25 protein-coding genes are annotated in these 25,045 nt (G+C 44.7%); 9 read left to right on the forward strand and 16 right to left on the reverse strand.

The window, feature by feature from the left end:
• Nucleotides 1-23: 23 nt before the first annotated feature.
• The 3 genes from CUR83_RS01035 to erpA form a co-directional block, all read right to left on the reverse strand.
• Nucleotides 24-554 carry a disulfide bond formation protein B gene (locus CUR83_RS01035; RefSeq protein WP_284718900.1) on the reverse strand — a complete coding sequence of 177 codons (531 nt, stop codon included), beginning with the start codon at nt 552-554 and terminating at the stop codon, nt 24-26.
• A gap of 52 nt (nt 555-606) precedes the next feature.
• Nucleotides 607-2,181 carry a glutamate--cysteine ligase gene (gene gshA, locus CUR83_RS01040; RefSeq protein WP_284718901.1) on the reverse strand — a complete coding sequence of 525 codons (1,575 nt, stop codon included), beginning with the start codon at nt 2,179-2,181 and terminating at the stop codon, nt 607-609.
• A 314-nt stretch (nt 2,182-2,495) separates the two neighbouring features.
• A complete protein-coding gene (erpA, locus tag CUR83_RS01045; RefSeq protein WP_058024722.1) occupies nt 2,496-2,876 on the reverse strand; it encodes an iron-sulfur cluster insertion protein ErpA in 381 nt (126 codons plus the stop codon).
• Between the two features lie 834 nt (nt 2,877-3,710).
• On the opposite strand from erpA, the gene CUR83_RS01050 reads away from it, so the two are divergent.
• Entirely contained in the window at nt 3,711-5,741 is a 2,031-nt protein-coding gene (locus CUR83_RS01050; RefSeq protein ID WP_093071304.1) for an ATP-binding cassette domain-containing protein, read from the forward strand.
• A 107-nt stretch (nt 5,742-5,848) separates the two neighbouring features.
• Here CUR83_RS01050 and CUR83_RS01055 read toward each other — a convergent pair whose 3' ends face one another.
• Complete coding sequence (locus CUR83_RS01055) at nt 5,849-6,211, reverse strand: septal ring lytic transglycosylase RlpA family protein (RefSeq protein WP_071002627.1); 363 nt, start codon at nt 6,209-6,211, stop codon at nt 5,849-5,851.
• Between the two features lie 780 nt (nt 6,212-6,991).
• Here CUR83_RS01055 and CUR83_RS01060 point away from each other — a divergent pair.
• The 4 genes from CUR83_RS01060 (at nt 6,992) to CUR83_RS01075 (ending at nt 9,362) form a co-directional block, all read left to right on the forward strand.
• Nucleotides 6,992-7,291: a Bor family protein gene (locus CUR83_RS01060; protein WP_058024719.1), complete on the forward strand. Its 300-nt coding sequence runs from the start codon at nt 6,992-6,994 to the stop codon at nt 7,289-7,291.
• 12 nt (nt 7,292-7,303) lie between these two features.
• On the forward strand, nt 7,304-7,597 hold the full coding sequence (locus tag CUR83_RS01065; protein ID WP_071002625.1) for a Bor family protein: 294 nt from the start codon (nt 7,304-7,306) through the stop codon (nt 7,595-7,597).
• A gap of 331 nt (nt 7,598-7,928) precedes the next feature.
• Nucleotides 7,929-8,945, forward strand: a complete 1,017-nt coding sequence (locus CUR83_RS01070; RefSeq protein ID WP_284718902.1) for a DnaJ C-terminal domain-containing protein — start codon at nt 7,929-7,931, stop codon at nt 8,943-8,945.
• A 93-nt stretch (nt 8,946-9,038) separates the two neighbouring features.
• Entirely contained in the window at nt 9,039-9,362 is a 324-nt protein-coding gene (locus CUR83_RS01075; RefSeq protein ID WP_071002623.1) for a chaperone modulator CbpM, read from the forward strand.
• Nucleotides 9,363-9,439: 77 nt separating this feature from the next.
• Here the strand turns inward: CUR83_RS01075 and sstT are convergent, their stop codons facing one another.
• From sstT to CUR83_RS01095, 4 genes are all read right to left on the reverse strand, one after another.
• Nucleotides 9,440-10,642 (reverse strand): serine/threonine transporter SstT, encoded by a 1,203-nt coding sequence (gene sstT, locus CUR83_RS01080; RefSeq protein WP_284718903.1) that lies wholly within the window; start codon nt 10,640-10,642, stop codon nt 9,440-9,442.
• 356 nt (nt 10,643-10,998) lie between these two features.
• Nucleotides 10,999-11,466: a DNA polymerase III subunit chi gene (locus tag CUR83_RS01085; protein WP_058025860.1), complete on the reverse strand. Its 468-nt coding sequence runs from the start codon at nt 11,464-11,466 to the stop codon at nt 10,999-11,001.
• A gap of 75 nt (nt 11,467-11,541) precedes the next feature.
• Nucleotides 11,542-13,200 carry a leucyl aminopeptidase gene (locus CUR83_RS01090; RefSeq protein WP_071002620.1) on the reverse strand — a complete coding sequence of 553 codons (1,659 nt, stop codon included), beginning with the start codon at nt 13,198-13,200 and terminating at the stop codon, nt 11,542-11,544.
• 180 nt (nt 13,201-13,380) lie between these two features.
• Nucleotides 13,381-13,998 carry a cysteine hydrolase family protein gene (locus tag CUR83_RS01095; protein WP_093069664.1) on the reverse strand — a complete coding sequence of 206 codons (618 nt, stop codon included), beginning with the start codon at nt 13,996-13,998 and terminating at the stop codon, nt 13,381-13,383.
• 488 nt (nt 13,999-14,486) lie between these two features.
• Between CUR83_RS01095 and CUR83_RS01100 the strand changes: the two genes are divergently transcribed.
• Together CUR83_RS01100 and lptG are read left to right on the forward strand one after the other, a co-directional pair.
• Complete coding sequence (locus CUR83_RS01100; RefSeq protein ID WP_093069847.1) at nt 14,487-15,776, forward strand: LPS export ABC transporter permease LptF; 1,290 nt, start codon at nt 14,487-14,489, stop codon at nt 15,774-15,776.
• The gene (gene lptG, locus CUR83_RS01105; protein WP_093069667.1) at nt 15,776-16,984 is read left to right on the forward strand and encodes an LPS export ABC transporter permease LptG; all 1,209 of its coding nucleotides are present in this window, start codon (nt 15,776-15,778) and stop codon (nt 16,982-16,984) included. Before CUR83_RS01100 ends, lptG begins: the two co-directional genes overlap by 1 nt.
• 90 nt (nt 16,985-17,074) lie before the next feature.
• On the opposite strand, the gene CUR83_RS01110 is transcribed toward lptG, so the two are convergent.
• Nucleotides 17,075-17,695, reverse strand: a complete 621-nt coding sequence (locus CUR83_RS01110; protein WP_093069669.1) for a class I SAM-dependent methyltransferase — start codon at nt 17,693-17,695, stop codon at nt 17,075-17,077.
• A gap of 230 nt (nt 17,696-17,925) precedes the next feature.
• Here CUR83_RS01110 and CUR83_RS01115 point away from each other — a divergent pair, with 230 nt between their 5' ends.
• The gene (locus CUR83_RS01115) at nt 17,926-18,372 is read left to right on the forward strand and encodes a PH domain-containing protein (RefSeq protein ID WP_093069671.1); all 447 of its coding nucleotides are present in this window, start codon (nt 17,926-17,928) and stop codon (nt 18,370-18,372) included.
• A gap of 1 nt (nt 18,373) precedes the next feature.
• Here the strand turns inward: CUR83_RS01115 and CUR83_RS01120 are convergent, their stop codons facing one another.
• The 7 genes from CUR83_RS01120 to recN all read right to left on the reverse strand — a co-directional run bounded on the left by CUR83_RS01120 (nt 18,374) and on the right by recN (nt 23,729).
• Nucleotides 18,374-18,712, reverse strand: coding sequence for a DUF3817 domain-containing protein (locus CUR83_RS01120; protein ID WP_093069674.1), 339 nt, complete (start codon nt 18,710-18,712; stop codon nt 18,374-18,376).
• A 47-nt stretch (nt 18,713-18,759) separates the two neighbouring features.
• Nucleotides 18,760-19,698: a site-specific tyrosine recombinase XerD gene (gene xerD / locus CUR83_RS01125; RefSeq protein WP_093069677.1), complete on the reverse strand. Its 939-nt coding sequence runs from the start codon at nt 19,696-19,698 to the stop codon at nt 18,760-18,762.
• Nucleotides 19,699-19,727: 29 nt separating this feature from the next.
• Nucleotides 19,728-20,054 carry a sulfurtransferase TusA gene (gene tusA / locus CUR83_RS01130; protein ID WP_093069679.1) on the reverse strand — a complete coding sequence of 109 codons (327 nt, stop codon included), beginning with the start codon at nt 20,052-20,054 and terminating at the stop codon, nt 19,728-19,730.
• A 57-nt stretch (nt 20,055-20,111) separates the two neighbouring features.
• Nucleotides 20,112-20,615, reverse strand: a complete 504-nt coding sequence (locus CUR83_RS01135) for a hypothetical protein (protein ID WP_093069682.1) — start codon at nt 20,613-20,615, stop codon at nt 20,112-20,114.
• 86 nt (nt 20,616-20,701) lie between these two features.
• Nucleotides 20,702-21,283, reverse strand: a complete 582-nt coding sequence (gene ruvX / locus CUR83_RS01140; protein WP_425301253.1) for a Holliday junction resolvase RuvX — start codon at nt 21,281-21,283, stop codon at nt 20,702-20,704.
• A 45-nt stretch (nt 21,284-21,328) separates the two neighbouring features.
• The gene (locus tag CUR83_RS01145) at nt 21,329-21,892 is read right to left on the reverse strand and encodes a YqgE/AlgH family protein (RefSeq protein ID WP_071002612.1); all 564 of its coding nucleotides are present in this window, start codon (nt 21,890-21,892) and stop codon (nt 21,329-21,331) included.
• Between the two features lie 157 nt (nt 21,893-22,049).
• The gene (gene recN / locus CUR83_RS01150; protein ID WP_093069687.1) at nt 22,050-23,729 is read right to left on the reverse strand and encodes a DNA repair protein RecN; all 1,680 of its coding nucleotides are present in this window, start codon (nt 23,727-23,729) and stop codon (nt 22,050-22,052) included.
• Between the two features lie 719 nt (nt 23,730-24,448).
• On the opposite strand from recN, the gene ppnP reads away from it, so the two are divergent.
• Nucleotides 24,449-24,784: a pyrimidine/purine nucleoside phosphorylase gene (gene ppnP, locus CUR83_RS01155; RefSeq protein WP_058023616.1), complete on the forward strand. Its 336-nt coding sequence runs from the start codon at nt 24,449-24,451 to the stop codon at nt 24,782-24,784.
• Nucleotides 24,785-25,045: the final 261 nt, after the last annotated feature.

Consider the following 25,045-nt stretch of genomic DNA (forward strand, 5'->3'; position numbering starts at 1 on the left):
AAATATAAAGTGATTTTAATGAACTATCGAGCAATAGACTGGTTGGTGATAGGTCGCACGATACGCCACAATATCACCCCATGCGCCACAAGAAGTACGCTAAATAGGATCAACGACAGCTCAGGGATACTAAGTCCGACAAACGTCCAATCGATAGAAGCACACTCACCAGAACCTGCAAATACTTCTTTGAGCACTTGCAACATAGGCAAGGTATCTAGCCAATAGTCCAAGCCTGGGCCGCATGACGGTACTTGATCGGCAGGTAGGTGCTGTAGCCAGACATGGCGTATAGCCACAGCAGTAGACCAGCCAATACCTGCCAAACTACCAAGCCATAATAGCAACTTCACCACTTTGGATTTTGGATGAAACAATGCTGATATCAGCGCAAAACCGCCCATGACTATTAGACCAATACGCTGAAAAATACAGAGCGGGCAAGGCGAAAGCCCTAGATGGCGCTGTAAATAAAACAGCGCAAAGCTCATGCCTATTATGGCCATCAATACTAAAAATATTTGTAATTTACGGTAAGTGGTCAGCTGTCGCATGGTGCGTTACTCTTATGGTTTCATCTATACAGAGGTTAGGATGCAATCAGGTTTAGCGATACTGCTGTAAAAAGTCCATAAAGTCTTCTGTCTCAGACTTCTCAATCTCAGCCTGCTGCAAGATAGACTTTTCTGCCAATACTTCGTATTTCGCTTGGGTGTTTGGGCTGAGAGTCTGCTGCAATAATGACTCGCGATGCTGCTGCGCTAATGTAAAACCAAGCTGCCATAGACTACCTAAGCGTTTGCTATCAGAGTTCACTTGGGCGGAGATCGTCGACTCAGAATGTCCGGCTTTGCCTTGCATCAATGCCACTGCAGCACGGTAGTCATTGCCACCATAATGAGCATCTAGCAATGCAGCAAGTGGCTGCATACGCTCCAGATGCATCAGCATCCAGCCCTCAAGCGATTGCTCTTGACCGTTATTGATGATGTGCAGACCTTCACGGCGACCTTCGTTGACCACACGCTCTAGATTAATAGCGAGTGCTTCTTCTTCTTCAGGCAGCAAATCAGGTGAATCGCTGAATAGACAGTAGAGCGCCATCACTTCTAAAAAGCAAGCACTAGAGAGACGAATACCAACATCGCTATAGGGATCGAGATCAATAGCACGAAACTCAACATAAGCAATACCGCGACGCTCAAGCGCTTCGGTTGGTGTCTCACCACTCATCGCAATTTGCTTAGGACGGATAGGGCTATAGTATTCATTTTCTATCTGAAGGATATGATTATTGATCTGAATTGGGTTGCCATCTTCATCTTCCAGACCAAGCTTGGCAAAGCTCTCATGCGGTGTTTGGATCGCGCGGCGTAGTCCAGCGACATACTCTGGCAAATAGTTATAACGAATATCTAGCTGCTCTTGCACGCTATTGGTGTAGCCAAGCTTACCCATACGCAGACTGGTGGCAGTCGGTTTATAGTAGGTTGAGTCGTTCAATAGCTCTAAGTCATGCTCACGCCCAGCAACAAAACAAGGACATACGCTTGGACTTGCACCCAGTAAATACAACACAATGCTGGTCAGTCGCTTAAAGTTACGGATAAGCCCTAGGTATTTCTCGTTTTTGAATTCTGTTAGCGTCTGCTCTTGTGCCGTTGGGGTTTGCGCTTGCCACGTTTCAAAGAGCGTATCACCAAAAGATAGATTGTAATGTAACCCTGCGATGGTCTGCATACGGCGACCATAACGGATACCAAGACCACTGCGATAAAGGGTTTTTAGCTTACCTGTATTAGAGCTACCATAATCAGCCAGTGGAATATCTTCATCTTTAGAAGACAACATACAAGGCATAGATAGTGGCCACATCAGCTCGCCTTCCGGCATACCTTGATACACCAATACATGCAATTGACGCAGCATATTGAGTGTCTCTTTTGGCGAAGCTTTTGGTTCGGTGATAAGTTCAAGTAGGCTTTCTGAATAATCGGTAGTAATAAAAGGATGGGTCAATTTTGATCCGAGTTTGGCTGGATGCGGCGTCTGTGCCAAAAAACCATCAGGCCTCACGCGCAGCCCTTCTTTTTCGATACCGCGGAGCATACCCGTTAAATGCTGGCTGTCAAACCAATTGGGAATGTCAAAATTAACAAAGCTACTCGCAAAATTACTCATAATAGTCATCTATTGTTATTCATTATGGCAGATCAAAACACGATGGGCGTTTGTCCATAAAAGGGTTAAATGTTCGGTCAATAATCCCGTCAGTTTAGCTCAAAGCCGTGATTAAAACCACGAACAATTACAAATACGATAAGCTTTGGGCGAGCCGAATAATCTAGATTTGACTTAATATTTTAAGTCAAATTCGTTGGCCAAAAAAAGCATCTATCTCAAAGATAGATGCTTTGACAGTCATGCTATAAGCCATCAAATGCAGTGCCAACGCACCATGGCATCATCCATACAGTCATGGCGTTGTCGTCAGTTTAAATAGAAAATGACGAGCCACAGCCGCAAGTGGTGGTGGCATTGGGGTTGGTCACGACAAAACGTGCGCCTTCTAACCCTTCAGTGTAGTCAACGGTAGAGCCTTGCAAATATTGATAGCTGAGTGAGTCAACAACCAAGGTCACATCACCATTATCAAAATTGGCATCGTCTTCATTTAAGTCGTTGGCAAAGTTAAAGCCATAAGAAAAACCTGAACAGCCGCCGCCCGTCACATAGACGCGTAGCATCAGTTCGCTATCACCTTCTTCTTCGCGCAGACGGCGTACTTTTTGTGCCGCACTGTCGGTTAGGCTTAATACCGTAGGATCTACTGGCTGATTTGAGCTTGGATTAAATTGGTTGGCTGATTCGTTCATATCTACCTCAGTTGCTAGGATCAAATGCGGTCGTCGTCCTGTTTGGGTTTGCAACAAAATGGTTGCAAATAAAGATACGCACGGCGTTTGATTTAATTGGGTGCTGTCGTTATGGCAAAGCTATTGGTGCATTATAAGCTGTTTGTGCGATATCAATACGGTGTTTGTGCCACCAAAGCACTTTATTGATGATAAGCACTTATCTTTAGCAGTATATCATAATGGGGGTAGCGATTCGCTTGTCAAGAGTCATCGTCCTTACCAAAACTGATGAATCAAAACTTTTATAGCTATCAAGGTTATACTCATTATGTGTGCGAGAGTATATGGCTGCCAAAGGTCTTATTATAGGGCGTATTGAACATTCGACCATGGCACTGACAGCGACTATTTTTTAGGCGATTCGATGTTAAAAATAATAAGTTTAGTCATTCTAAGCACTTATTTTTAACGATGAAGCGGCAAAAAAGAGTCCTGTCCCCTGCTTTTATCGTTGGGGCTGATGCTAAAATTGCCCCATACTGCGTTACAAATCTCGCTAAGGCATTTGCATTATCGTCGCTTTGTGCCTTGTCTGGAACAATTTTAGCGATCAGCAGTGCCTATTTGCGAATGTTCAACACGCCCTAGTCATTCGTATCGATAGGCTGACAAGGATTATATAATCTAGGGTCATTGGCATAAATACTTAATTTTAAAACACTTCGTTTTGAAATAGTTATTTAATTGTTTGCCTATGCGGCAAGCGTTTGAAATAATAGCCGCCAGTTGGCATACCCTATGTGTGTTTCTTATTGCCCTATATTTATATTATTGCTGAGATGAAGAAATTATATGATCGAATTTAAAGACGTTGGTGTTCGCCGTGATGGTCGTGAATTGTTTGCAGGTGCAAGCTTTCAGCTACATCCAGGTCATAAAGTTGGCTTAACAGGCAACAACGGCACCGGCAAATCGACTTTATTTGCCTTATTGTTGACGCAAATGGGCAAAGGCGATACCGAGGTCACGCTCGATAAAGGTGAGGTCAGTATTCCTGATAGCTGGCATGTCGCGCATATGGCGCAGGAAGTCGGAGCCAGTGATCAGACGGCAATTGATTACGTGTTGAGCGGTGATGAGCAGTGGTATGAGATCAATGCAGCGCTCAATGACTTAAGTAGCGTCAGTGATGAGCAAATTGGCGTCTTGCATCAGCAGTTCGATGAAATCGATGGCTACCGTACGCCAACCAAAGCGGCACAAATCATGGCAGGCCTTGGGTTTAACACCAGTCAGCACGAGCTGCCTGTCTCAGGGTTTTCAGGTGGCTGGCGCATGCGCTTAAACCTCGCCAAAACTTTGATGAGCCGCGCTGATCTGATGTTACTCGATGAGCCGACCAACCATTTAGACTTAGACGCCATTCTCTGGCTTGAGACTTGGATCAATGCTTATACTGGACTGGTCATCGTCATCTCGCATGACCAAGCGTTTTTGGATGCCACAGTCGGTCATATCTTGCATGTCGAGCAGCAAAAAATAACCCTTTATACGGGTAATTATCAACAGTTCATTCGCACCCGTCACGAGCGCATGGCGCAGCAGCAGCAAGCCTTTGAGAAGCAAGAAGCGACCCGCGCCCACTTGGATGATTTTATTCGTCGTTTCCGTGCCAAAGCCAGTAAAGCCAAGCAAGCCCAAAGCCGTATCAAGCAGTTAGAGCGCATGTCGGAGCTCTCACCAATGATGGCTGACAACCCATTCTCTTTTCGCTTTTATGAACCGGCAAACATGAGCTCACCGCTGATTGAGCTGACCCATGCAGATATTGGCTACAGCGAGACGCCGCTACTGCGTGATGCCAATGTGCAAGTGACGCCGGATACGCGTATTGGCCTATTGGGCATGAATGGCGCAGGTAAGTCGACCTTGATTAAAGCCTTGGTCGGCGAGCTGAAAATTTTGTCAGGTACTTACCGCGTGTCCGATACCTTAAAACTTGGCTACTTTAACCAGCATCAAATGGATATCTTGGATGCCAAAGCCACGCCGATAGAAATGCTGCGCCGCCTAGCAGGCAAGACCTCTGATGCCGTGTTACGCTCATTTTTGGGCAGCTTTGATTTTCGCGGAGATCGTATTGACACCCCTAGTGAGCTATTCTCTGGTGGCGAGCGTGCGCGTCTGACCTTAGCATTGATCGTTTGGCAACGTCCCAACGTCCTTGTACTCGATGAGCCAACTAACCATTTGGACTTACAAATGCGCCAAGCATTGACGATCGCCTTGCAAGGTTTTAAAGGCGCCGTGGTGCTGGTCTCGCATGATCGTGAGCTAATTGCCAATGTCTGTGATGAGCTGTATCTCGTTCATGATGGTCAAATCGATGAATTTGACGGTGACATCAGTGACTACGGCAAATGGCTGGCAGAAAAGCGTAAGCAAGAAAATTTACAAGACAAAAGTAGCAGTAAGAAGAAAAGCAAGAAAGAGAGTAAAAAATTCGTTTCACGTGAAACAGGCAATAGCCAAGTGACTAATCAAGTGAGCAATACAGCACCTGATAATACATCAAAAAGTAACACTGCGACCCCAGCGCTTAGTAAAGAAGAACAACGCAAATTAGCCGCTGAACAGCGTAAACGTACTGCACCTATCCGCCGCGAGATAGAAGAGACAGAAAAAGCACTTGCCAAGATTGAAGGGCAGCTTGCAACGCTTGAGGAAAAGCTAGCTGATACCAAGTTGTACGAAGAAAGCCGTAAGGCGGACTTACTGGTCTTATTGAATGAGCAAACCGCGCTACAGCAGCAGCACAGCGATAACGAAGAAAAATTGCTGCTATCGATGACGACGCTGGAAGAGATGGAAGCGGAATTTTAGTAGCAAGTTATATGAGATTTGGCTGTTAAGAGATTTTCGTCGTAAGTAATCAAACATAAAAAAGGGAGGGCATCAGCCCTCCCTTTTTTACATCGTTTTTTGCAACATTATTCTTTACGGTATTTACCATCACCGTAGGACAGTACTTTCATTGTGGTCGTACAAAGCTGGCAATCGATTTGACTAGCAGCAGCTTTCGATAAATCAAGAATACGGCCTCGAATATAGGGGCCTCGGTCTGTGATTTTGACCACGACACTTTTTTTTGTTTTTTGGTTGGTCACTTGAACTTTTGTGCCAAACGGTAACGTGCGATGGGCAGCGGTTAGTGAGTTCATGTTAAAGATACTACCACTTGCAGTGCGTTTACCATGAAACTTACTGCCGTAATAACTGGTATTGGCCGCAAAAACTGTGGTACTCAGTAATAGTGATAACGTGACAACCAAAGACTTAATTAAATGTGACATTCATGACCTATAAGCAATTTATGAAATAGACAGCGATGCTTGCCTATGTTGTCATACCCCTATGAGTATGAATAAGGAGGGGATTTTACAAGATATAGATTGTCAAACTATTACAGCCGTGTAAAAAACTCACGAGGTCAAACGCTTGTTTTTTAAGGAAAAAATATCATTTTTGACTAAAAATAATGGAGGGATGAGTACTGAAGATAGACTTATAGAGAATGGTTCTTATTAAGAAGTCAACAAGAAACCAGAAAGTAAATAACAAAATGTAAATAAGTGTTATATAAATACGAATACTATCGATATAGTAAGTTTTGACCGCGAAAAGCCTACCGAAAACAGTCTGTTTTATTGTAATAAAAAGTTTCTATTTTATTACTAAACTGTAAAAAAACCAAAATTATTGATTGCTTTGGGCTGTTTGAGAAAACTGGTCATATCGTATGGCGAGTCGTTAAGAAAAACATGGTGGTTCATGGCTGTTAAAAAACAGAGGTTGGAATATTTCAGTAAATATAAACAACAATCATTGAGTAAAAAAGACGATCTAATCACTTTTAGTAATCATTAGGCGGCTTTATTTTTGTCTTTATCTTATATTTTTCAATTTTCGTTACATCAATAAAAGTCAGTGATATAAAGTATTCTAGGAAGTCATCTAGAGCAATATTTACTATAGAGATATATTTCTATAAGTTTTATTACAAAACAGTTGCATAAAAGAGACTTTAAGCTTAGACTTTTCGACCCAACAAATATTAACTAATGGAGTCACGTATGAAAAAAGTTGTTGCTGTGGCATTGCTCGCTGTTTTGACATCAGGTTGTGCGACGCAAAACTATCTTGTGTCTTCATCGACTGCACCGACAGCCGCTACAAAGGCTGATGCTGATAAAATGCAGACTTTCTTTGTCAGCGGTTTGGGTCAAGAACAAGACATTGATGCGGCCGAAGTTTGCCAAGGCAAAGAGAATGTGGCTAGTATCCAAACGCAAAGCAACTTTATCAATATTGCGCTAGGTTTTATATCTTCAGGTATCTACACCCCACGCCAAGTCCGTGTTTACTGCAAGTAAGGAATAATGAATATGAAAAAACTACTAACAATGGCAGTGATGGGTTCAGTATTATTGGTATCAGGTTGTGCAACCCAAACAGGTCTTATTCAACCAACTCAAAATACCACTCCAGAATATACTAAGTCACAGACCTTCTTTATTGGCGGTATTGGGCAAGAACAGACTGTAAACGCTGCTGAAGTATGCGGCGGCGCACAAAATGTTGCCAAAGTTCAAACAGTACAAGAAGCCAAGGACATCGCACTAGGTTTGGTCACTTTTGGTATTTATACCCCTCGTACGGCTAAAGTTTTCTGTCGATAAGAGACGCTATCAATACCTCACATCATTTATTTTGACCATTAATTGATCGATGTTGAGCGCTGTATCTTAGAGCCGTTAAAAAAAGAGCAAACAGTCACTGTTTGCTCTTTTTTTTATGGTGAGTATTGGTCATCAGTGATGACAGAGATGCTGCAATGAATGGGTAAGATAACTGGTAATATTTTTATAACGGTGTTTATTTTGATTATTGCTATCATAAAGTATGGACTATAAAAAATGACTATACCGAACACTAATATTGATCGATATGATCCATTCTACAGTTGGCATTTCGGTATGACTGATATGTTTTTATGTTGAGGAAAATAACATGGCAGAAAAAAATTACTATGACATTTTAGGGGTCAAAAAAGACGCCACAGACGCCGAGATCAAAAAAAAATACCGTAAGCTTGTGCGTCAATTTCACCCTGATGTCAGCGATGATCCAGACGCGGATAGTAAGATTGCTGAGATTAATAACGCTTATGAAACCATTAGAGATAAAGACAAGCGTGCCGAATACGATGCGATGTTGGACAACCCGTTCGCTGGACAAGGTGGTGCAGGCGGTTTTGGTGGTTTTGGCGGTCAGGCAGGAACGTCGCAAGGCGGTTTTCGCTGGGAGGATATCAAAGGCCAGTTCGGCGATGGCGAAGCATTTGGCGATGGCGGCTTTCGTTTCGATGATATTTTTTCAGCGTTTGGTCGCGGGGCGCGTGGTTCAGCCAGTGGTCGCTCTCAAAGCCAAGGGTTTGACCCTTTCGGTGGCGGTTTTGGGACGCAAGATAGTAAAGGTCAGGACCAGCATGCCGAGATTACGGTCGATCTGTCTTCGGTCTATCAAGGGGACGATTACAGCATCAAGTTAAACGTTCCTGTGCGTCAGCCTAATGGCGAGGTGAGCTACGACAACAAAACGCTCAAAATTAAAATTCCAAAAGGCATTACCGATGGCAAGCAAATTCGCTTGAGCGGGCAAGGTGCTGCTGGCAGTAGTAATGGCAAAAATGGTGATTTGTTCTTAAAAGTAAAAATCCGCCATGATGACAATATCCGTATCGAAGGTGCAGACGTTTACCAGACTGTCAATATCGCACCATGGGAAGCCGCATTGGGTGAAAAAATTAATGTCAGCACGCCAGCTGGCACACTTGGTGTGACCATACCCAAAAACAGTAAGTCTGGTAGCAATCTGCGTCTAAAGGGCAAAGGTATCCCTGCCAAGCAAGCGGGCGATTTATACTTGACCTTAAATATCATTAACCCTGATGTCAGTAGCGATGCGGCAAGACAGGCTTATGAGCAGCTCAAGCAAGCCTTTGCCGACACCACTATCAACCGTTAATCCATGCGCTTGATGGTCGACATTCATCATGATAGTTAGCCATAGAGATGAATGCACCAAGGATGAAATAAAGAGAAAACGAGGATAATAGCTATGAAACACTCGCCTGAATTTACCGATATCATTATGAGCTTAGATGAGCTTGTCTCTGCTTGTGGCCAAGAGCGCCAATGGGTCATCGAATTGATTGAAGAAAGTATTATTGAATACGATGTGCCAGAACGTGAGCAATTCACTGGCTATCAGCTGACCACCGTGCGCCGTGCCTCACGACTCAGCCGTGATTTTGATGCCAGCGTGCCTGCCATTGGCTTGATACTTGAGCTGTTAGATGAGGTTGAGCAGCTGCGTCAATTCAAACGTCAGTCTGAGCGCCAAACGCCTATCATAGAGGTTGAGATCGACAGTATAAAGTAGTTAAGACCTAAAAATACCGCACAAAAAAAGGCCTTTATTAGGCCTTTTTTTATCGACAGAAAATGCTTTGCTAAAAATTAACGTGAATAAGTAGGATCAGCTGCTGCGGTAAATAATACATCAGTTGACGAGTTCAGAGCCGTCTCTGCCGAGTCTTGAATCACACCGATGATAAAACCAATGGCAACCACTTGCATGGCGATGTCGTTCGGTATGCTAAATAAGCTCGCTGCCAAAGGAATGAGCAGCAACGAACCACCAGCAACACCAGAAGCACCGCAAGCACTAATCGTCGCCACCAAACTCAATAGAAGCGCTGAAGCAAAAGACACCTCAATGCCCAAGGTGTGAGCGGCAGCAAGGGTTAACACGTTGATGGTAATCGCCGCACCCGCCATGTTGATAGTTGCCCCTAGCGGGATGGTCACTGAGTAAGTATCTTCGTGCAATCCAAGCTTACGCGCTAGGTTCATATTCACAGGAATGTTGGCGGCTGAACTGCGCGTAAAGAAGGCTGTAATTCCTGATTCGCGTAGACATCTGAACACAAGTGGATAAGGGTTTTTGCCCGTCTTAACAAACACGATAATAGGGTTTGCGACCAAAGCGATAAACAGCATACAGCTGATCAGTACCATCAAAATACGGGCATAGCCTGCTAGCGAGGCAAAGCCTGTCTCAGCGACCGTACTGGCAACCAGACCCAAAATACCAAAAGGCGCTAGGGCAATAATCCACTTGACCACTTGTGAGATAGCATCAGCAAAGTCACCAACGACATTGCGGGCTGTGTCGCTGGCTTGGCGTAGCGCAAAACCAATGATGATGGCCCATGCCAAGATACCGATATAATTGGCCTCAGCGATGGCATTGACCGGATTGGCAACCAAATTCATCAATAGGTTGGTCAATACTTCTTTTAGGTCGGCGGGGGGAACTTGCGCGATATCGGCTTTGACCAATACCAGATCAGTGGGGAACAAAAAGCTGGCACCAACGGCAGTTAAGGCAGCCAAAAAAGTGCCAAACATATACATGATGAGCACAGGCTTGACATAGACTTCATTGCCACTGCGATGTTGGCTAATCGCCGCCATGACCAAAATGAACACCAGTATAGGCGCTACGGCTTTTAGTGCACCAACAAACAATGTACCAAGTAGCCCTATGGCGATACCGATACTTGGTGCTAGCCAACCGATCAGCACCCCCAACACCAAACTAATAATAATGAGCGGCACCAGCCCGATACGCTGATACACCGCAATCAATGAACGCATTTGTACATCCTCGACATCTGTCAAAAGTAAATGAATTGTTTGAGCAAAAATTTATCGAGGGATGGTAGCATTTTTTGACATATTCGCATACCGCTCATATAGTCAATCAATATTAAAAGTGGTACAAGGCAGACGAGTGCAAGTACTACAGTAGTAGGCTAAACGAGTCTAACGCTGTAACGCTTTAATAGTGGTTCGACTATAGCAGTGGAGGCGACGTATAAAGTGAAAAGTAACAGGTAAAATATAACGAGTGTGCTCAAATGTGGAGCAAGTATAGACGAAGGCAAATGAGCAAAAATGCCTAGGGCGTGTTAAAAGTAGTGACAAGGTAAAGAGAGAAATAAACGGCAGCGCTATACCCTAAAGTGGGTCAACTCATAGCCTAATTGCTGATAGGCTTTATATTTGTGGCGACCTTCTTGGGTACTGGTAGCATCAGGTCGGATCAGCTCAAGGACGCGAGAGGGCTTGGCATTATTGGTCGTAGCCATAAAGCCAGTCACCGGACGTGTCGTTGTATTGAGCACGATACCATTAAAGTCTGCTGGCATATAACTGCCGAGCAATACGGGCGCTAAAGATTTGTCGGCGTCAGAGTCAGCGGCTTTAGAATGAATATCCGACAGGCATTGATGCGGTATAAAGCTCGTGGCATCTTGTGCCCAAAGTGCTCTATCTAGCTCTGCTAGCAACGTTTCATCTTCGATCAAAATCAACAAAGACTGCGTGCTTTTGTTCAGCGCTGTTTGAGTCAACTGACAAATAAAGCCCAAGAAATCTTGGGCTTTACTCTCACTTAATACATAAAAACTGATCTTCATAGAATGGTTTTCATAAAGTATTTGATAAAATAGCATTTATCAATAGACGGTCGTTAATGCACTGCCATTGATCGATTAAGCCATATCCGCGCTGTTTTTCAGGTACTGCATAAATAGCGGTACTGGACGACCAGTTGCAGCTTTGTCTTTACCTGAGTTCCATGCGGTACCAGCAATGTCTAAATGCGCCCATGCCTGACCTTCTTCAATGAAGCGAGACAAGAAGCAAGCGGCAGTCACTGCGCCCGCACCTTTACCACCGATGTTTTGGATATCAGCAATTGGCGAGTCAATCAGTGCTTGATACTCATCATCAAGTGGCATGTGCCAGATAAGATCACCTGATAAGTTGCTCGCATTCTCGAGATCAAATAACACATCTTCATCATTACTAAAGACTGCCGAACGCACATGGCCCAATGCAACCACGCAAGCACCCGTCAATGTGGCGACATCGATGATGGCTTTTGGATTATAGCGCTGTACATAGCATAAAGTATCAGCCAGTACCAAGCGACCTTCGGCATCGGTGTTCAGAATTTCAACAGATTTACCATTCATGGCTTTGACAATATCGCCTGGGCGCGTGGCATCACCTGATGGCATGTTCTCAGCACAGGCGAGCGCACCGACCACGTTGATTGGTAGACGTGCTTCACATAAAGCTTTGATAGTACCAAGTACTGAGGCTGAACCACCCATGTCAAACTTCATCTCATCCATTGCCGCGCCTGGCTTGATTGAGATACCGCCTGAATCAAAGGTCACGCCTTTACCGACCAAGACGATAGGCGCATCATCATTTGTAGCTTGTGCATTATTGTCGCTAGCTTTGCCGGCTTTCTTAGCGGATTTTTTGGTTGGTAGTTTATCAGTGAGCGCTTTTTTTAGACCAGTCACTTTTGCGTTGCTAATCGTTTGCTCGGTGGTGCCAGCGTTTGCACTAAATGAGGATTTACCGCGGTACTCCATGATGACAAGCTGACCTTCTTTGGTAGAACCTTGAGCCACTGATAAGAAACAGTTCATACCCAGCGCTGACATCTCGTCTTCACCGAGTACCTTGACAGTCAATAGGTCAGGATAGGTTTTTGCAAGTTCTTGTGCTTGCTCTGCCATATATGCAGGGAAACAAATATTACCTGGCTCATTGGCGACGTCACGAGTGAGGCTTTGACCGGCGAATACTGCCTCAGCAAATGCGAGTGCAGGCTGTAGTGAGTTATCAGCTAACAGATAAACATCAGTCAATACAGGCGTTGCTTGCTCAGATTTATATTTGTCAAAGCGATAGCTGGCTGCCAATAGGTTTAGGGCAAATTGACCAAAATGGCTTTCTTCTAGCGCATCACCTAAGGCAACGGTAATAGACGATACACGCTTTTGCGTGCTGCTATAGATGGTCTTGGCAATTTTTTGCAGTACGGTATTGCTGAATTTGTCCGTGTTACCAACACCAACCAACAATAGCTGTACAGGGTTTTGTTTGGTGGTTTTTTTATCCCCTGCCAATGCATAATCAGCAACGGTCTCACAGGCTGTGCCCTTAAAATGAGAGACTTCAATCAATTGCTCAATACGAGCGGTATAGTCTGTCAGCATGGAGTTGGCAAGGATGTTTTTCTTATCATCGACCAAGACCACCAGACAAGCGTCGTCTTTACTTTTGGCTTCTTTTTTGAGGATTTTTTGCGTATGCGTCTTTGGCAGGTGCTGAGATAATTTGATATTCATATAGTTATCCTTATTAGAGTTATGAAAATGATGCAATTGCTGGTGCCTGTTAGATTATTGGATTATTTGGCTTGTAGAGCAATCACGATAGTGTAGCATATTGCGATGATGGTGCGCAGTTTGCACCGTTTAGGTAAAATGTCGGAACCGTTTTACTTGATCAGTGGTTAGGGATTCACGCTAACCTTTCACCAACTCATCAGTCGTTACTAACGCACTAAACCTGTCTTGTAGCGCTGCCATCGCGGTGTCATGCATGACCTCAGCACTGATGGTTTTTCTAGTAGCACTTGGGAGATCGCGAGTGGCACAGGCGTCGTGACAGACAAAATTGTCAAAACCCAGATCAAAGGCAGCTCTCACACTGGAACTTACGCACATGTGGCTCATGAAACCTGCAAAAATAATTTGTTGTTTGTTTGCAGACGAGAGTAGTGATTGTAGCTGCGTATCATAAAACGCATTGGGATGGTTTTTGGCAATCACGGTTTCGCCATCTTGCGGCTGTAGCTCTTCGACGATCTCGACGTTAGATGATAAAGGATCAAAGACATTACCATTTTCTGCACCATGATGGGTGATGTGAAAGATAGGGACATCTTGCTTGCGGGCTTTATCCAGCAATAGTCGTGCGTTGTCGATGGCCTTAGCGCCTGCTTGACCTAATGGCATGGCACCATCGACGTATTCGTTTTGATAATCGATAAGTACGAGGGCGCAATTTGACCAATCAAGTGTATCGAACTGACCACCAGCGAGTTCAAGTAGGGTTGCGGGCGTAGATGTGGTATTAGTCATTGGTATTCTCCATTACATTAGATGACATAAAAATATTTTTATCCGTCAGTCAGTTTAGCAATTAATAACAGAGATAGAGATTCGATGATACGAATGACAAACAAACCTTTCCAAACTAAATAAATAAAAAACGTATTGGAGAAAACCCTGTTAAACCAATTCCATATAAGATTTCATTAACGATTTATCCAATATTTGATATGTTTATCGTCTACCGATAGTAATGTGCTATCAGTAAAGTGTACGTAATGTTTGCAAACACATTTCACAGCCATTTTTAGGCAAAACATGCTAGGATTAGCGGTTATATTTGTCGCTTGTGTTTGTTGAGTAGGACTAATCAGTCACTCAGTAATTGTCAGTATTATTTGAACGTATACGATGCCTATGATGCATTGTTATTGTGCTCAAATATGACGATAGATCCCCCAATCCATCATGCGCATACCAACTGTTTAAGAGTACCCATTGTGATATTACGCCGCTATATGACTCGACAAGTTGCCTCGACCACTGCTTTGGTGCTGGGGTTTTTGGTAGTAATGATGCTTGGCGGTCGTTTGATACGTTATTTTGGCATTGCTGCTGAAGGACGTTTGGATATTGGCCTGCTGTTTACGATCATCGGGTACAACCTGCCGTATTTTCTAGAATTGATATTACCGCTGGCCTTTTTTATCGCGTTGATGCTGGTGTTTGGTCGTTTATATGTCGATCAAGAAATGGCTGTCATCAATGCCAGTGGGGTGTCTCGCGGTAGGCTGGCTCGCCTGATGACACCATTGATATTAGCGTTGTTTGTTGGTGAGGCGGCGCTATCTATCGTAGGCAAACCATGGGGCGTACGCTCATCTGAGGCGGTATGGCAGCAGCAAGCATTGACCAGTGCGTTCGATCTGATTAGCCCAAATGAGTTTATAAGCAGCGATAACTACCATCTATACGTGGGTAGTCTCAGCGATGATAAGAAAAAACTACAAGATGTGATATTGATCCAATCTGAACCGACGCCAAAGGGTAATGCTGGCAAAAGCGCTGATATGAATAATACGATTGATCAAGAAACCGCTGATCAAATGGGCATCTCTGATATGCCAAAAGATATTATAAATAGAGATGCAAAAAACATCAGTAAAGATACCATCACGCTCGCCAAGCGTGCTGAACAGGTCAATACTGGCAATAGTGGTGTGACCCAGTTGGATCTATTTCAAGGTCGTCGCTATGAGGTGGGTGCAGGCAGCTTGAAATACAATCAAGTCGCCTTTGACCGTTATCGCATCACGCTTACTGAATCCTCGCAAGAGGTCATTACTGAAGACAATATTGAAACCCAAGCAATTGGACCTCTATGGCAAGCGGCAACGGGTGATGCACAAACCAGTACAAATAACGCGCTGCGTGCTGCTCAAGGTGAGCTTGGCTACCGTCTGGCACTGCCGTGGCTGATGATTATCGCACCGATGCTGGCTGTACCGCTTGCGCAAGTGCGTCCACGTCAAGGGCGTTGGCTGCGTCTATTTCCTTCTATCTTATTATTTGTCAGCTGTGCGCTAGGCATCATCTCGCTTAAGAACGCAGTGAGCAAAGGCAGTATTAGCGTATGGGCATATGCATGGCTGGTATTAGGCTTTATGGCACTAGCGCTTTATTTGAATTGGGGCAGCCGTGTGCAACATCGATTGCGCTTTCGTAAACAAGAAAATAGATTAGCCGTCGCCGCGCCTATCAGCAGTCTGGACAATCAACACAATAGCTCACAAGGAGGGCAGTCTTAATGCGCTCTTTATTTGCTAAGTCTGCAGGGGCTGGTCAGCTGGCCAAAAAACCTGCCAATTTAAAAGTCCTCAGCCGTTATGTCAAACTCAACGCCTTACTTGCTATTATCGCGGCCGTCGTTGGTTTATGGGCGTTACAGCTGGTATTCTCTTATCTATCAGAGCTCGATTCGTTAGATGACCGTTATACGATGGGGCAGGCACTTAAATATATCTTTTATCGATCACCCTATTTCTTAGAGCAATTCATCCCAACGGGTGCGCTACTCGGTGCCGTCATAGGATTGGGCTTACTTGCTAATAAAAGTGAGCTGGTCGTCATGCGTGCGGCTGGGGTCAGCATCTATCGTATCGTCGGCTGGGTGTTACAACCTGCCTTCATTTTTGTGCTACTGGCATTGGCGATTAATCAGTTCGTGCTACCGCATTCCAATCAATTGGCAAAGCAAATAAACGATGAGGACAACACATCGCTAGTCACTTCGGTGCGCGGCTATTGGACGGTGCAGCCACGCTTTGAAAATGCACAAGATGGCAGCGCCACACCTGATGGCAGTGATATTTTATATATCGATTATGCCGATGTTCAGGGTAATATCGGCGAGGTAAAACGTTGGCATTTAGATAACAACGGTAATCTGCAAACCGCTGTACATGCTAATGGCGGAAAATATACGGGGCGTGAGCCTATCGATGTGACCAGTGACAAGCCAAGCGAGCAGTATCGCTACGAATGGCAGCTGAACGATATGGTCGAGCTTAGCATTAATCAGGGCTTTGAGAGTAGCCAAGCCGTTTCACCATCAGATACGCTCAGCTTACCATTCGCTCCAGAGTCTGTGTATCTACTGACGCGCAAGGCAGAGGATTTGTCTCTGACGCAACTATACGAGCATCGTCAGTTTATGCGAGGGCAGGGCAAGCGCTCCTTGGATCATGAAGTGGCGTTTTGGCAAAAGCTATTATCACCTTTATCAATATTGTCACTGGTCATTGTTGCTTGCTCATTCGTCTTTGGCTCGCTACGGACGCACAGTTTGGGCTTGCGCATCGTGGTGGCTTTGCTGTTTGGCTTGCTCTTTAGCTATATTCAGGATTTGGTCGGATTTATATCGCTTGCTACAGGATTTTCGCCCATGCTGATGGTGTTGTTACCGATAATAGGCAGTGCGCTATTGGGTGGTTATTTGATAAAACGCCAGATGTAGAAAGACAGTTGGTCATACAAAACAAAAAGCACGCTAGATCTATTTTAGCGTGCTTTTTTATGACGATCTTTTATGGTTGGATGCTGAAGACTAAACTTTGGTCGCCATAGTAATCGTATAGGTTTTGCCTTGTTTGATCTTTTCGCTATTGCCGAACACTTCGGTAAACGAGCGCTTCATAAACTGGCGCAAGCCATTGATGGTCACGACATAAAAACGGCCACCTTGACGCATGCGTGCATAGGCATCAAGGAAGTACAGATAGTGTTGCTCTTTGCCAACTTTGGCGGGCAAGTTCGACATCACAAGGCTAAAGTCTTTGTCCGCTGCCACATGATTAAAGCCATTTGATAAATGCACATCGACGTTTTTTAGACCATTTTTTTCGCAGTTACGGCGAGCATATTCTACTGCCATAAAGTCTTTATCAATCAAGGTATGCTGACCATTTGGACATTCACGCGCGGCTGTCATACCAAGTACGCCATAGCCACAGCCCAAATCGATTGAATCATCATCGTTTTGGAAATCCACATAATCAAGCAGCATCAGGCTACCGTCATCGAGCTTTTGCGGTGAAAAAATACCCCACGTGGTTGCAAAATCAAACGGCTTACCCAGCACGTCTTGGCGAAAGTTAATGTCTTCGCGCCAATGTTGGGCATTTTTTAGCAGGTCAGCAGGTGGCTTATGATTTAGTGGGTGGCTCATAGGATTCTCGGATAATAGATAGGTAAAAGGGGGTGCGTTGTCTAATTAGACAGTGCGCATCGTATGACGAGTATTGTAGCGAGAAAAGGGCAGGTTTGCAGCATCGTATTACGGGAATCATTATGGTTGCCAAATTTAGCATGTAGAAAATACATAGAAAAAAAGATATTGGCAAGATTAGGTGAGAGGCTTACACTCAACTTTAACCTGATAGCTCTGAAGTAGTATGTATGGCAGACATTATATTTGTATCTAAAGTCGACTTCTGGATCGCGTTGATTTTATGGGTCGGTAGTTTATCACTTATCCTCATTCCATTATGGGAATGGCGCTGGGGCAAAAGTAATTCACGTATGCGAAACATACTGCTAATGATTATCCTACTGCCTTTTGCAGCACTGATGCTTATGCCTTTTTTTGGTACTAAATACACCCTAACCGATAGCCAGCTATATGTGGATAGTGGTCTGTCTACTCAAACCATTGAACTGGCAGATATCACATATATTACGCCAACTCGAAGCATGACGTCTGCACCAGCACTATCATTGGATAGACTTAAAATAGAATATCGAAACAAAGAAATATTGATATCGCCAAAAGACAAGCCGCGCTTTTATCAAGAGATACAAGCACGTAATCCCAAAATAGTGATAGAGAAAAAATATAATTTCTAGACTACTTACTCAACCGTTTCTTTAACACATGATCAAACACAAATGGACCAAAGGGCAAAAATGAACCAAGCACACCAGCAGGGAGCGCCCACAGCGGCATTTTGATTTTATGTGCCGTGATAAAGAGCACCACAATATAGGCGATGAACAACACTCCATGCACAGGCCCGACGTAGCCCACCATTTCAGGCATATTCAGCATATATTTGAGTGGCATGGCGATACCTAGCAGCAGCAAAAAAGACGTGCCTTCCAAATAACCCATAATGGTCAATTTTTTTAACGCAAATGCTTGCGCTTTGGTGAGAGTGGGCTTGGATGATGGCTGAGCTTGCGGCACAGTATGGTCCTTTGCTGATGAGTCAATATATAAATTAAGCGCTCGCGCTAACCACGTGGATGGTGCGCGGTATGTAGCTGCTGCAATCTTGCTGTCGCCACATGGGTATAGATTTGCGTCGTGGACAAGTCACTGTGTCCAAGCAATAGCTGTACGCTGCGCAAGTCGGCGCCATGATTGAGCAAATGAGTGGCAAAGGCATGGCGCAGCGTATGCGGTGAGAGTTCTTTGTCGATACTGGCTACTTTGGCGTAACGCTTGATAAGATACCAAAAGTTTTGCCGCGTCATATAGCCGCCTTGCGCGGTCAGAAATACCGCTTGGCAGTTACCAGATTTTAGATGGGCAATCAGATCGCTGCGCCCATGAGACAGATAATCTTCCAGTGCGTCCGCTGCGTATTCACCGAGTGGCACCAGTCGGGTTTTATTGCCTTTACCTGTGATTTGTAGCCAGCCTGCGTTTAGGTTCACTTGCTCAAGTGACAGATTAATCAGCTCACTGACGCGCAAACCGCAGGCATAGAGCACTTCTAGCATCGCTTTGTCACGCAGTCCAAGCGCCGTACTGGTATCAGGTGCGGCAAGGAGATTATCGACATCAGCCTCGGCCAAATCCTTTGGCAACGGACGTCCAAGCTTTGGGCTTTTGATACGCTCGCAGGGATTGTCTTCGCGCAGATTGCTCGCTATCATCCATAAATAGAACTGACGCAGACTTGAGAGCATACGCGCTTGGGTGCGTGGGGTTTTACCATCTTGGGCAAGCAGTGAAAGGCAGTGCAGCACATCATCAGGCTGCCAGCGGGTCAGGGCGAGTGGGTTGGTCAACTCACAAGAACGCAAGTCGCGCACATAAGCATTACGGGTACGCGTCGCCAAACCACGTGCTAGCATGGCTTGACGAAACTCCGTCATATAAGACGGCTCATCATCGACTGCCAGCGCTTTGGGTTGCCTTTGCTGTACGGCGCGGTCACGACTCATAGGATGCTCGGATATAGGTCAGATATAAGTTAACCACTTTTTTTCTTCACCACATAGCGATAGAGCGTGGCGCTTGCTGGCGTGGTGTCATCGCCATCAACAGTGATTTCATCAGGGTCAGTATCTAGGCTGATATTTTCTGCCAATGTTTCTTGAGTCATCAGCTCATGACCCAGATGACGACAGAAATTTGGAATGTCGCGGGTGGTAGCAGGGTCAGTGGCCAGTATCTCAATCACCTCACCGCTATCTGCTTTTCGGATGACTCGGTGCAGCATCATCACAGGCTCAGGACAGATCAGCCCCTGCGTGTCTAGGTGATGGTCGATGGTCGTATCTGGTATAGAAGTAGTCATAGTCATTATCGTAAAACTAAGTAGGTAGGTTAAAGAATGGATCGTTTGTTTAATCGCTTACTGAGGTGTACTGTCTAGATCGTCTACGGCTGCTGCCTCTTTGTCAGTGTTTGCCACGTCTAAGAAGTTAAAAAAGCGCTTAAAACTGACTTTGAATAAAAATGCCACACCCACCCAGCAGGATAATCCCAGCCATGCTGTATCAGCAAATAATAAGCCGCCAAGCAAAATGATGGACGATACGCCAATACTCATGGCAATCATCGAGGGTTGGTTTAAGCGATAACGATAAACCACAAAAGCATCATAAAGCGTAATGGGGATGGTCAACGCAACCAATGCGTAGGGCAGATTGTAAAACAGTTGATAAAGCAGCTGACTGTCATGAAAGGCCTTGATACTAGCGATGGTACCAAAGACCACAAAAGCAAAAATGGCCGCATAAATCAGATAAATCGCCAGCTGGTTGGCTCGCTGTGCGCCCTTGATACGAGCGATAGCAAGCGGGGCAAAACCATGTTGCGACTTAGTATGCAAGTCTTGGTCTAGGGCAGTGGTCATAGTAATCAGTCATTTATCTGTGAATAGGTACGATGTAGCAAAATGGTGCGACAGAAATAACAGTGTCTTCTACCTATCTTGCCTAATTAGTCTGCTTTGACCGCATCAATAGCGATACTACTATTTGGATCCGCAAAGTAGGTCGACATCAGGATACACGCAGAGATATCATCAATCGGATCACGTTCATGCTTGATCCAGCCGTTGTCCCATGCGATTTCTCTTGCTTCGATAGAGGTTAAACGCTCATCACATAATGATACGGTCACTGGCAGATGCTGCTCCATAATTCTATGAGCCAGACGCCGCGCAAATTTATGTGCGCGTTTTGAGAGCATGGAACTGCTACCATCCATATTAAGTGGCAGGCCGACCACCACCTGTGCCACGCCCCAGACTTTTATAATACCGATGAGATTGTCCCAGTCGGGCTGACCATTACTCATCGCTAAAATATCAAAGGCGCGTGCGGTTTGGGTCAAGCTATTACCGAGTGCCATGCCCATTTTTTTGACACCATAATCTAGCGCCAAAATAAGATGCGGTTTGATCTTTGGTTCAATGGCATCAATCTCAATGTCACTCATATTGCCACTAACCTTGCCATTAGTGTCAATGTCATCATCAATGGTATCTTCATCATTTGCTATAAAAGGGCTATCTACCATATTAAAGGCTATCCTTTTTTATCTGTATTCATAGAGCATGTGCTATTAAGCATGACCGATGTCACTGCTAAGATAGTCAAAGTTGACGCCGATTTTGTCAGCGGCGATTTGCCAGCGCTCTTCGAACGGCGTATCAAACAATAAAGTCAGATCGGCAGGGCAGACGAGCCAATCACCATTACCCAGTTCTTGGTCTAACTGTTTTTTGCCCCAGCTGGCATGACCCAAGCACAGTTGATAGTGACCGACGCCTTGACCTGCCGCGATACGCTTTAGAATATCTTGGCTGGTGGTGATGCAGACATTCTCTGAAATCGCAAAAGAGGACGCCCATTCAGGCTGACCTGTATGCAGCACAAAGCCGACCTCAGGATACATAGGGCCACCTTCTAAAGCCACATCTTCCATCACTTGCGGATTGGTCACTTCAATATCTAAATCTTCTAGAAGCTTGCCCACTCGTGCTTGCTCTAATGGGCGATTGACCATCAGACCTAGCGCACCATGCTTATCATGGCGGCAGATATAGATGAGCGCCTGCTCAAACCTTGGGTCTGACAGCTCTGGCGCCGCAATTAAGAAGTGGTGAGTCAAATTGGTATTAGGCATAGAAACAAACACAACCGAATAATAAGGGTGAGAGACCACTATATGGTGATAACCAATAGAAAAGCAAGATTCGCGCCAATTGCTATTGATAGCCACAAAGATTTAACAAGTACTTTTTTGATGAATCGTGCTGGATGATTTAACGACAATTAATGTGTCATTTGACATCAGACAGCAAGCTACGAGCATGATCACGAGTCACATCGGTGATCGTAACGCCACCAGACATACGCGCCAGCTCATCTACCTGCGCGCTGTCTGTCAGTATTATCAGCTCACTTTCGGTCTGTTCTTGATGGTGCTTTTGTACCAAGATATGTTGGTGCGCTTGCGCCGCGACTTGTGCTTGGTGAGTGATCGCGAGCAATTGCTGCGTTTGCCCAAGCGCGCGTAGTAGCTCGCCGACCACCTGCGCCGTACCGCCGCTGATACCGACATCGACTTCATCGAATACGAGCATGGGTTTGGCAGCTTTGTTATCAGCGTTGGTTGCTTGCAAGACTTGCATGACCAGCGCCATTCGTGACAGCTCACCACCTGAGGCGATTTTATGCAGTGGCTGCATGGGCATACCGACATTGGCACTGAACAATAAATCAATATCGTAGCAGCCATGTGCATTGTACTGGCTAGGCTCTGTCTTTTTGGTAAAAACGAACTCGCAGCGCGCATTGGGTAAGGCAAGCGGTTGTAGTTGTTCTATAAGCTGTTTACTAATGGTTGGTGCCGCTTTTGTACGCTCTTGATTTAGCTGTGTGGCCAGTGCTAGATAATCCTGCCAAGCTTGCTCAATTTGCGCGGCCATCGCATCACTGCTCGGCTCGTTTTCTAACTGCTCTAATTGCTTTTGCCAAGCTTTTGCTTCATCAATCAAATCGCTCGCTGGCAAGTTGTACTTACGTGATAAGCGATGACTTAAACTGATGAGATTGTCTAATGCTTGTAAGCGTTCAGGGTCAGGTAGTTGCTGCTCGGCATAATCTGACAGTAGCGCCGTCACCTCGGTGATTTGTTGCTGCGCCAAATGCAGCTGCTCAGAGGCTTGCTCAAAGGTTTGGCTGACACCAACTTGATGATCGCAAAGTTTGATTACTTGCCCGAGCAAGGTCATTACATCTGGCTCATCGGTATCGTTGTCGAGCAGATGCAAGCCATGGCTGGCCTCTTGCATTAAGGCCTCAATATTAGAGAGCTCCTCGTGCTCAGATTCAACTTCTGCATAGTCCACAGCCAATAGAGGGGTGATGTCTGCCAGTTGGCTTTGTAAAAGTTGAATACGGTCTTGACGCTGAGCCTCGCGACTTGCAATATCATCAGCGCGACGCTTTAGCTGCTGATACTGCTGATAGCTACTGGCTGTCTGACGCGTGAGTGGCGTTATTTGTGCCATCTCATCGAGCCAATTCACCACAAACTGCGGCTTGAGTAAGGCTTGCTGAGCATGTTGGCTATGAATATTGACCAGTAATGCGCCCAAGCTTTTTAGCTCAGCCAAACTGGCAGGCGAACCATTCAACCATGCTTTTGAGCGACCAGTATTGCTCAGCTGCCGCCGAATAAGTACTTCAGGCTCGTCTAGCGCCCGATCATTCTTGGCAAACCATTCGGCAATGACGCTGTTGTTGTGTACATCAAACTGAGCATAAATGTCTGCGTTGTCTGCGCCATGTCTGACCATCGCGATGTCTGCGCGTGCACCTACACACAAGGATAGTGCATCCAGCAATAACGACTTGCCAGCCCCTGTTTCACCAGTGATGACATTGAAGCCTTCAGCGACACTCAGCTCATGCTGAGCGATCAACGCAAACTGATGTAAAGTTAATGATACTAGCATCAACGCCTCTCATGACAGACAATGAACTTCATATAAATCTTAAGAAGCCATCTATAAAATAAGATAAATAAAGCAATGAATTTATCTATTTAACGACACTAAATAGATAAATATTGTAGGCAAACAGTATGGTGCTAAATGTGCTCAAATACAAACATTAAGGGAGTGTATAATCGAATTTGTGATTGGAAGATTACCACAAAATTATCAAAAACTGGCAATGAGTAATCGCTGTAATATCAATCATTAAGAGGGTTGATTATAGCAAAATTATGTCTATATACTAAGCGCGATTTCGGACAAAATTCATAAAAATAGACTCAGTATAATGATGTGTTAATGGCATAAAAGCAGATAAATAAGCCCATTTGAGCCCAGCATCAAATAGTATTTTCCTAGTCGCTTTAACAAACTTTATAGAGATAATGTGGTAGCATAATCTCACATAATGATAAACTCTTCTTGTTATATTGATGACATACGGTGCATGATAACGAGTCATGATTTTGTAAAATTACAGGCGTATAGTGAGAAGAGTATGCCAATCAGTCATTATTCCAAAGCGTTTTCATAGAACCTGTGGCTACTCTTAGCACGCAGATATCTAGTAGAGAAGGATACCGCACTCAGTGCAGAGAGGTGTGTTGATGACGCGGCTCTAGCGGTAACCAGTTACTTATTTTTTAGTTTTACCATAATTATTTGATAAGGAAGCCACTATGACAGCGGCGCAATTTACTAACGTAACAGTTAATGCCCAAGCGACAGTATCTTATGATGGTCGCTGTTCCAGCCATACCATTATGTTTGAAGACGGTCGTCACAAAACCTTGGGTGTGATCTTACCTTGTGATAACTTGGTTGAGCATTATCACTTTAGCACCAATACATCCGAGCGTATCGAAATCACCGGCGGCGAGTGTGAAGTGAAAATTAATGGTGATGACGAGTTTAGCTACTACCGTGCTGGTCAATCGTTTGTTGTCGAAGGCAATAGCGGTTTCAATCTACGTACCGAAGAAATCGTCCAGTATGTCTGCCATTTAGAAGGTTGATATTATCAACAATGCGATTAAGTTAATATTGGCTGCAATTAAGCTAGGGCGTGTCCCTATTTTAAAAATGGTGATAAAAATGATATAAATCGCAGGCAAACAAGGAAAATAGCTAGTTAATATCGAGATATTGACTAGCTATTTGACGCCGTTTGTCAAAGATTTAGCCATTTTTAGCCCATTTAGTGATAAACGTTTGAATTAGGGACACGCCCTAGCATCATCAGTGAACAGCTAACGCCATCAAATATTAATGACCAA

The organism is Psychrobacter pocilloporae (assembly GCF_029872915.1).
Classification (GTDB): Bacteria; Pseudomonadota; Gammaproteobacteria; order Pseudomonadales; family Moraxellaceae; genus Psychrobacter; species Psychrobacter pacificensis.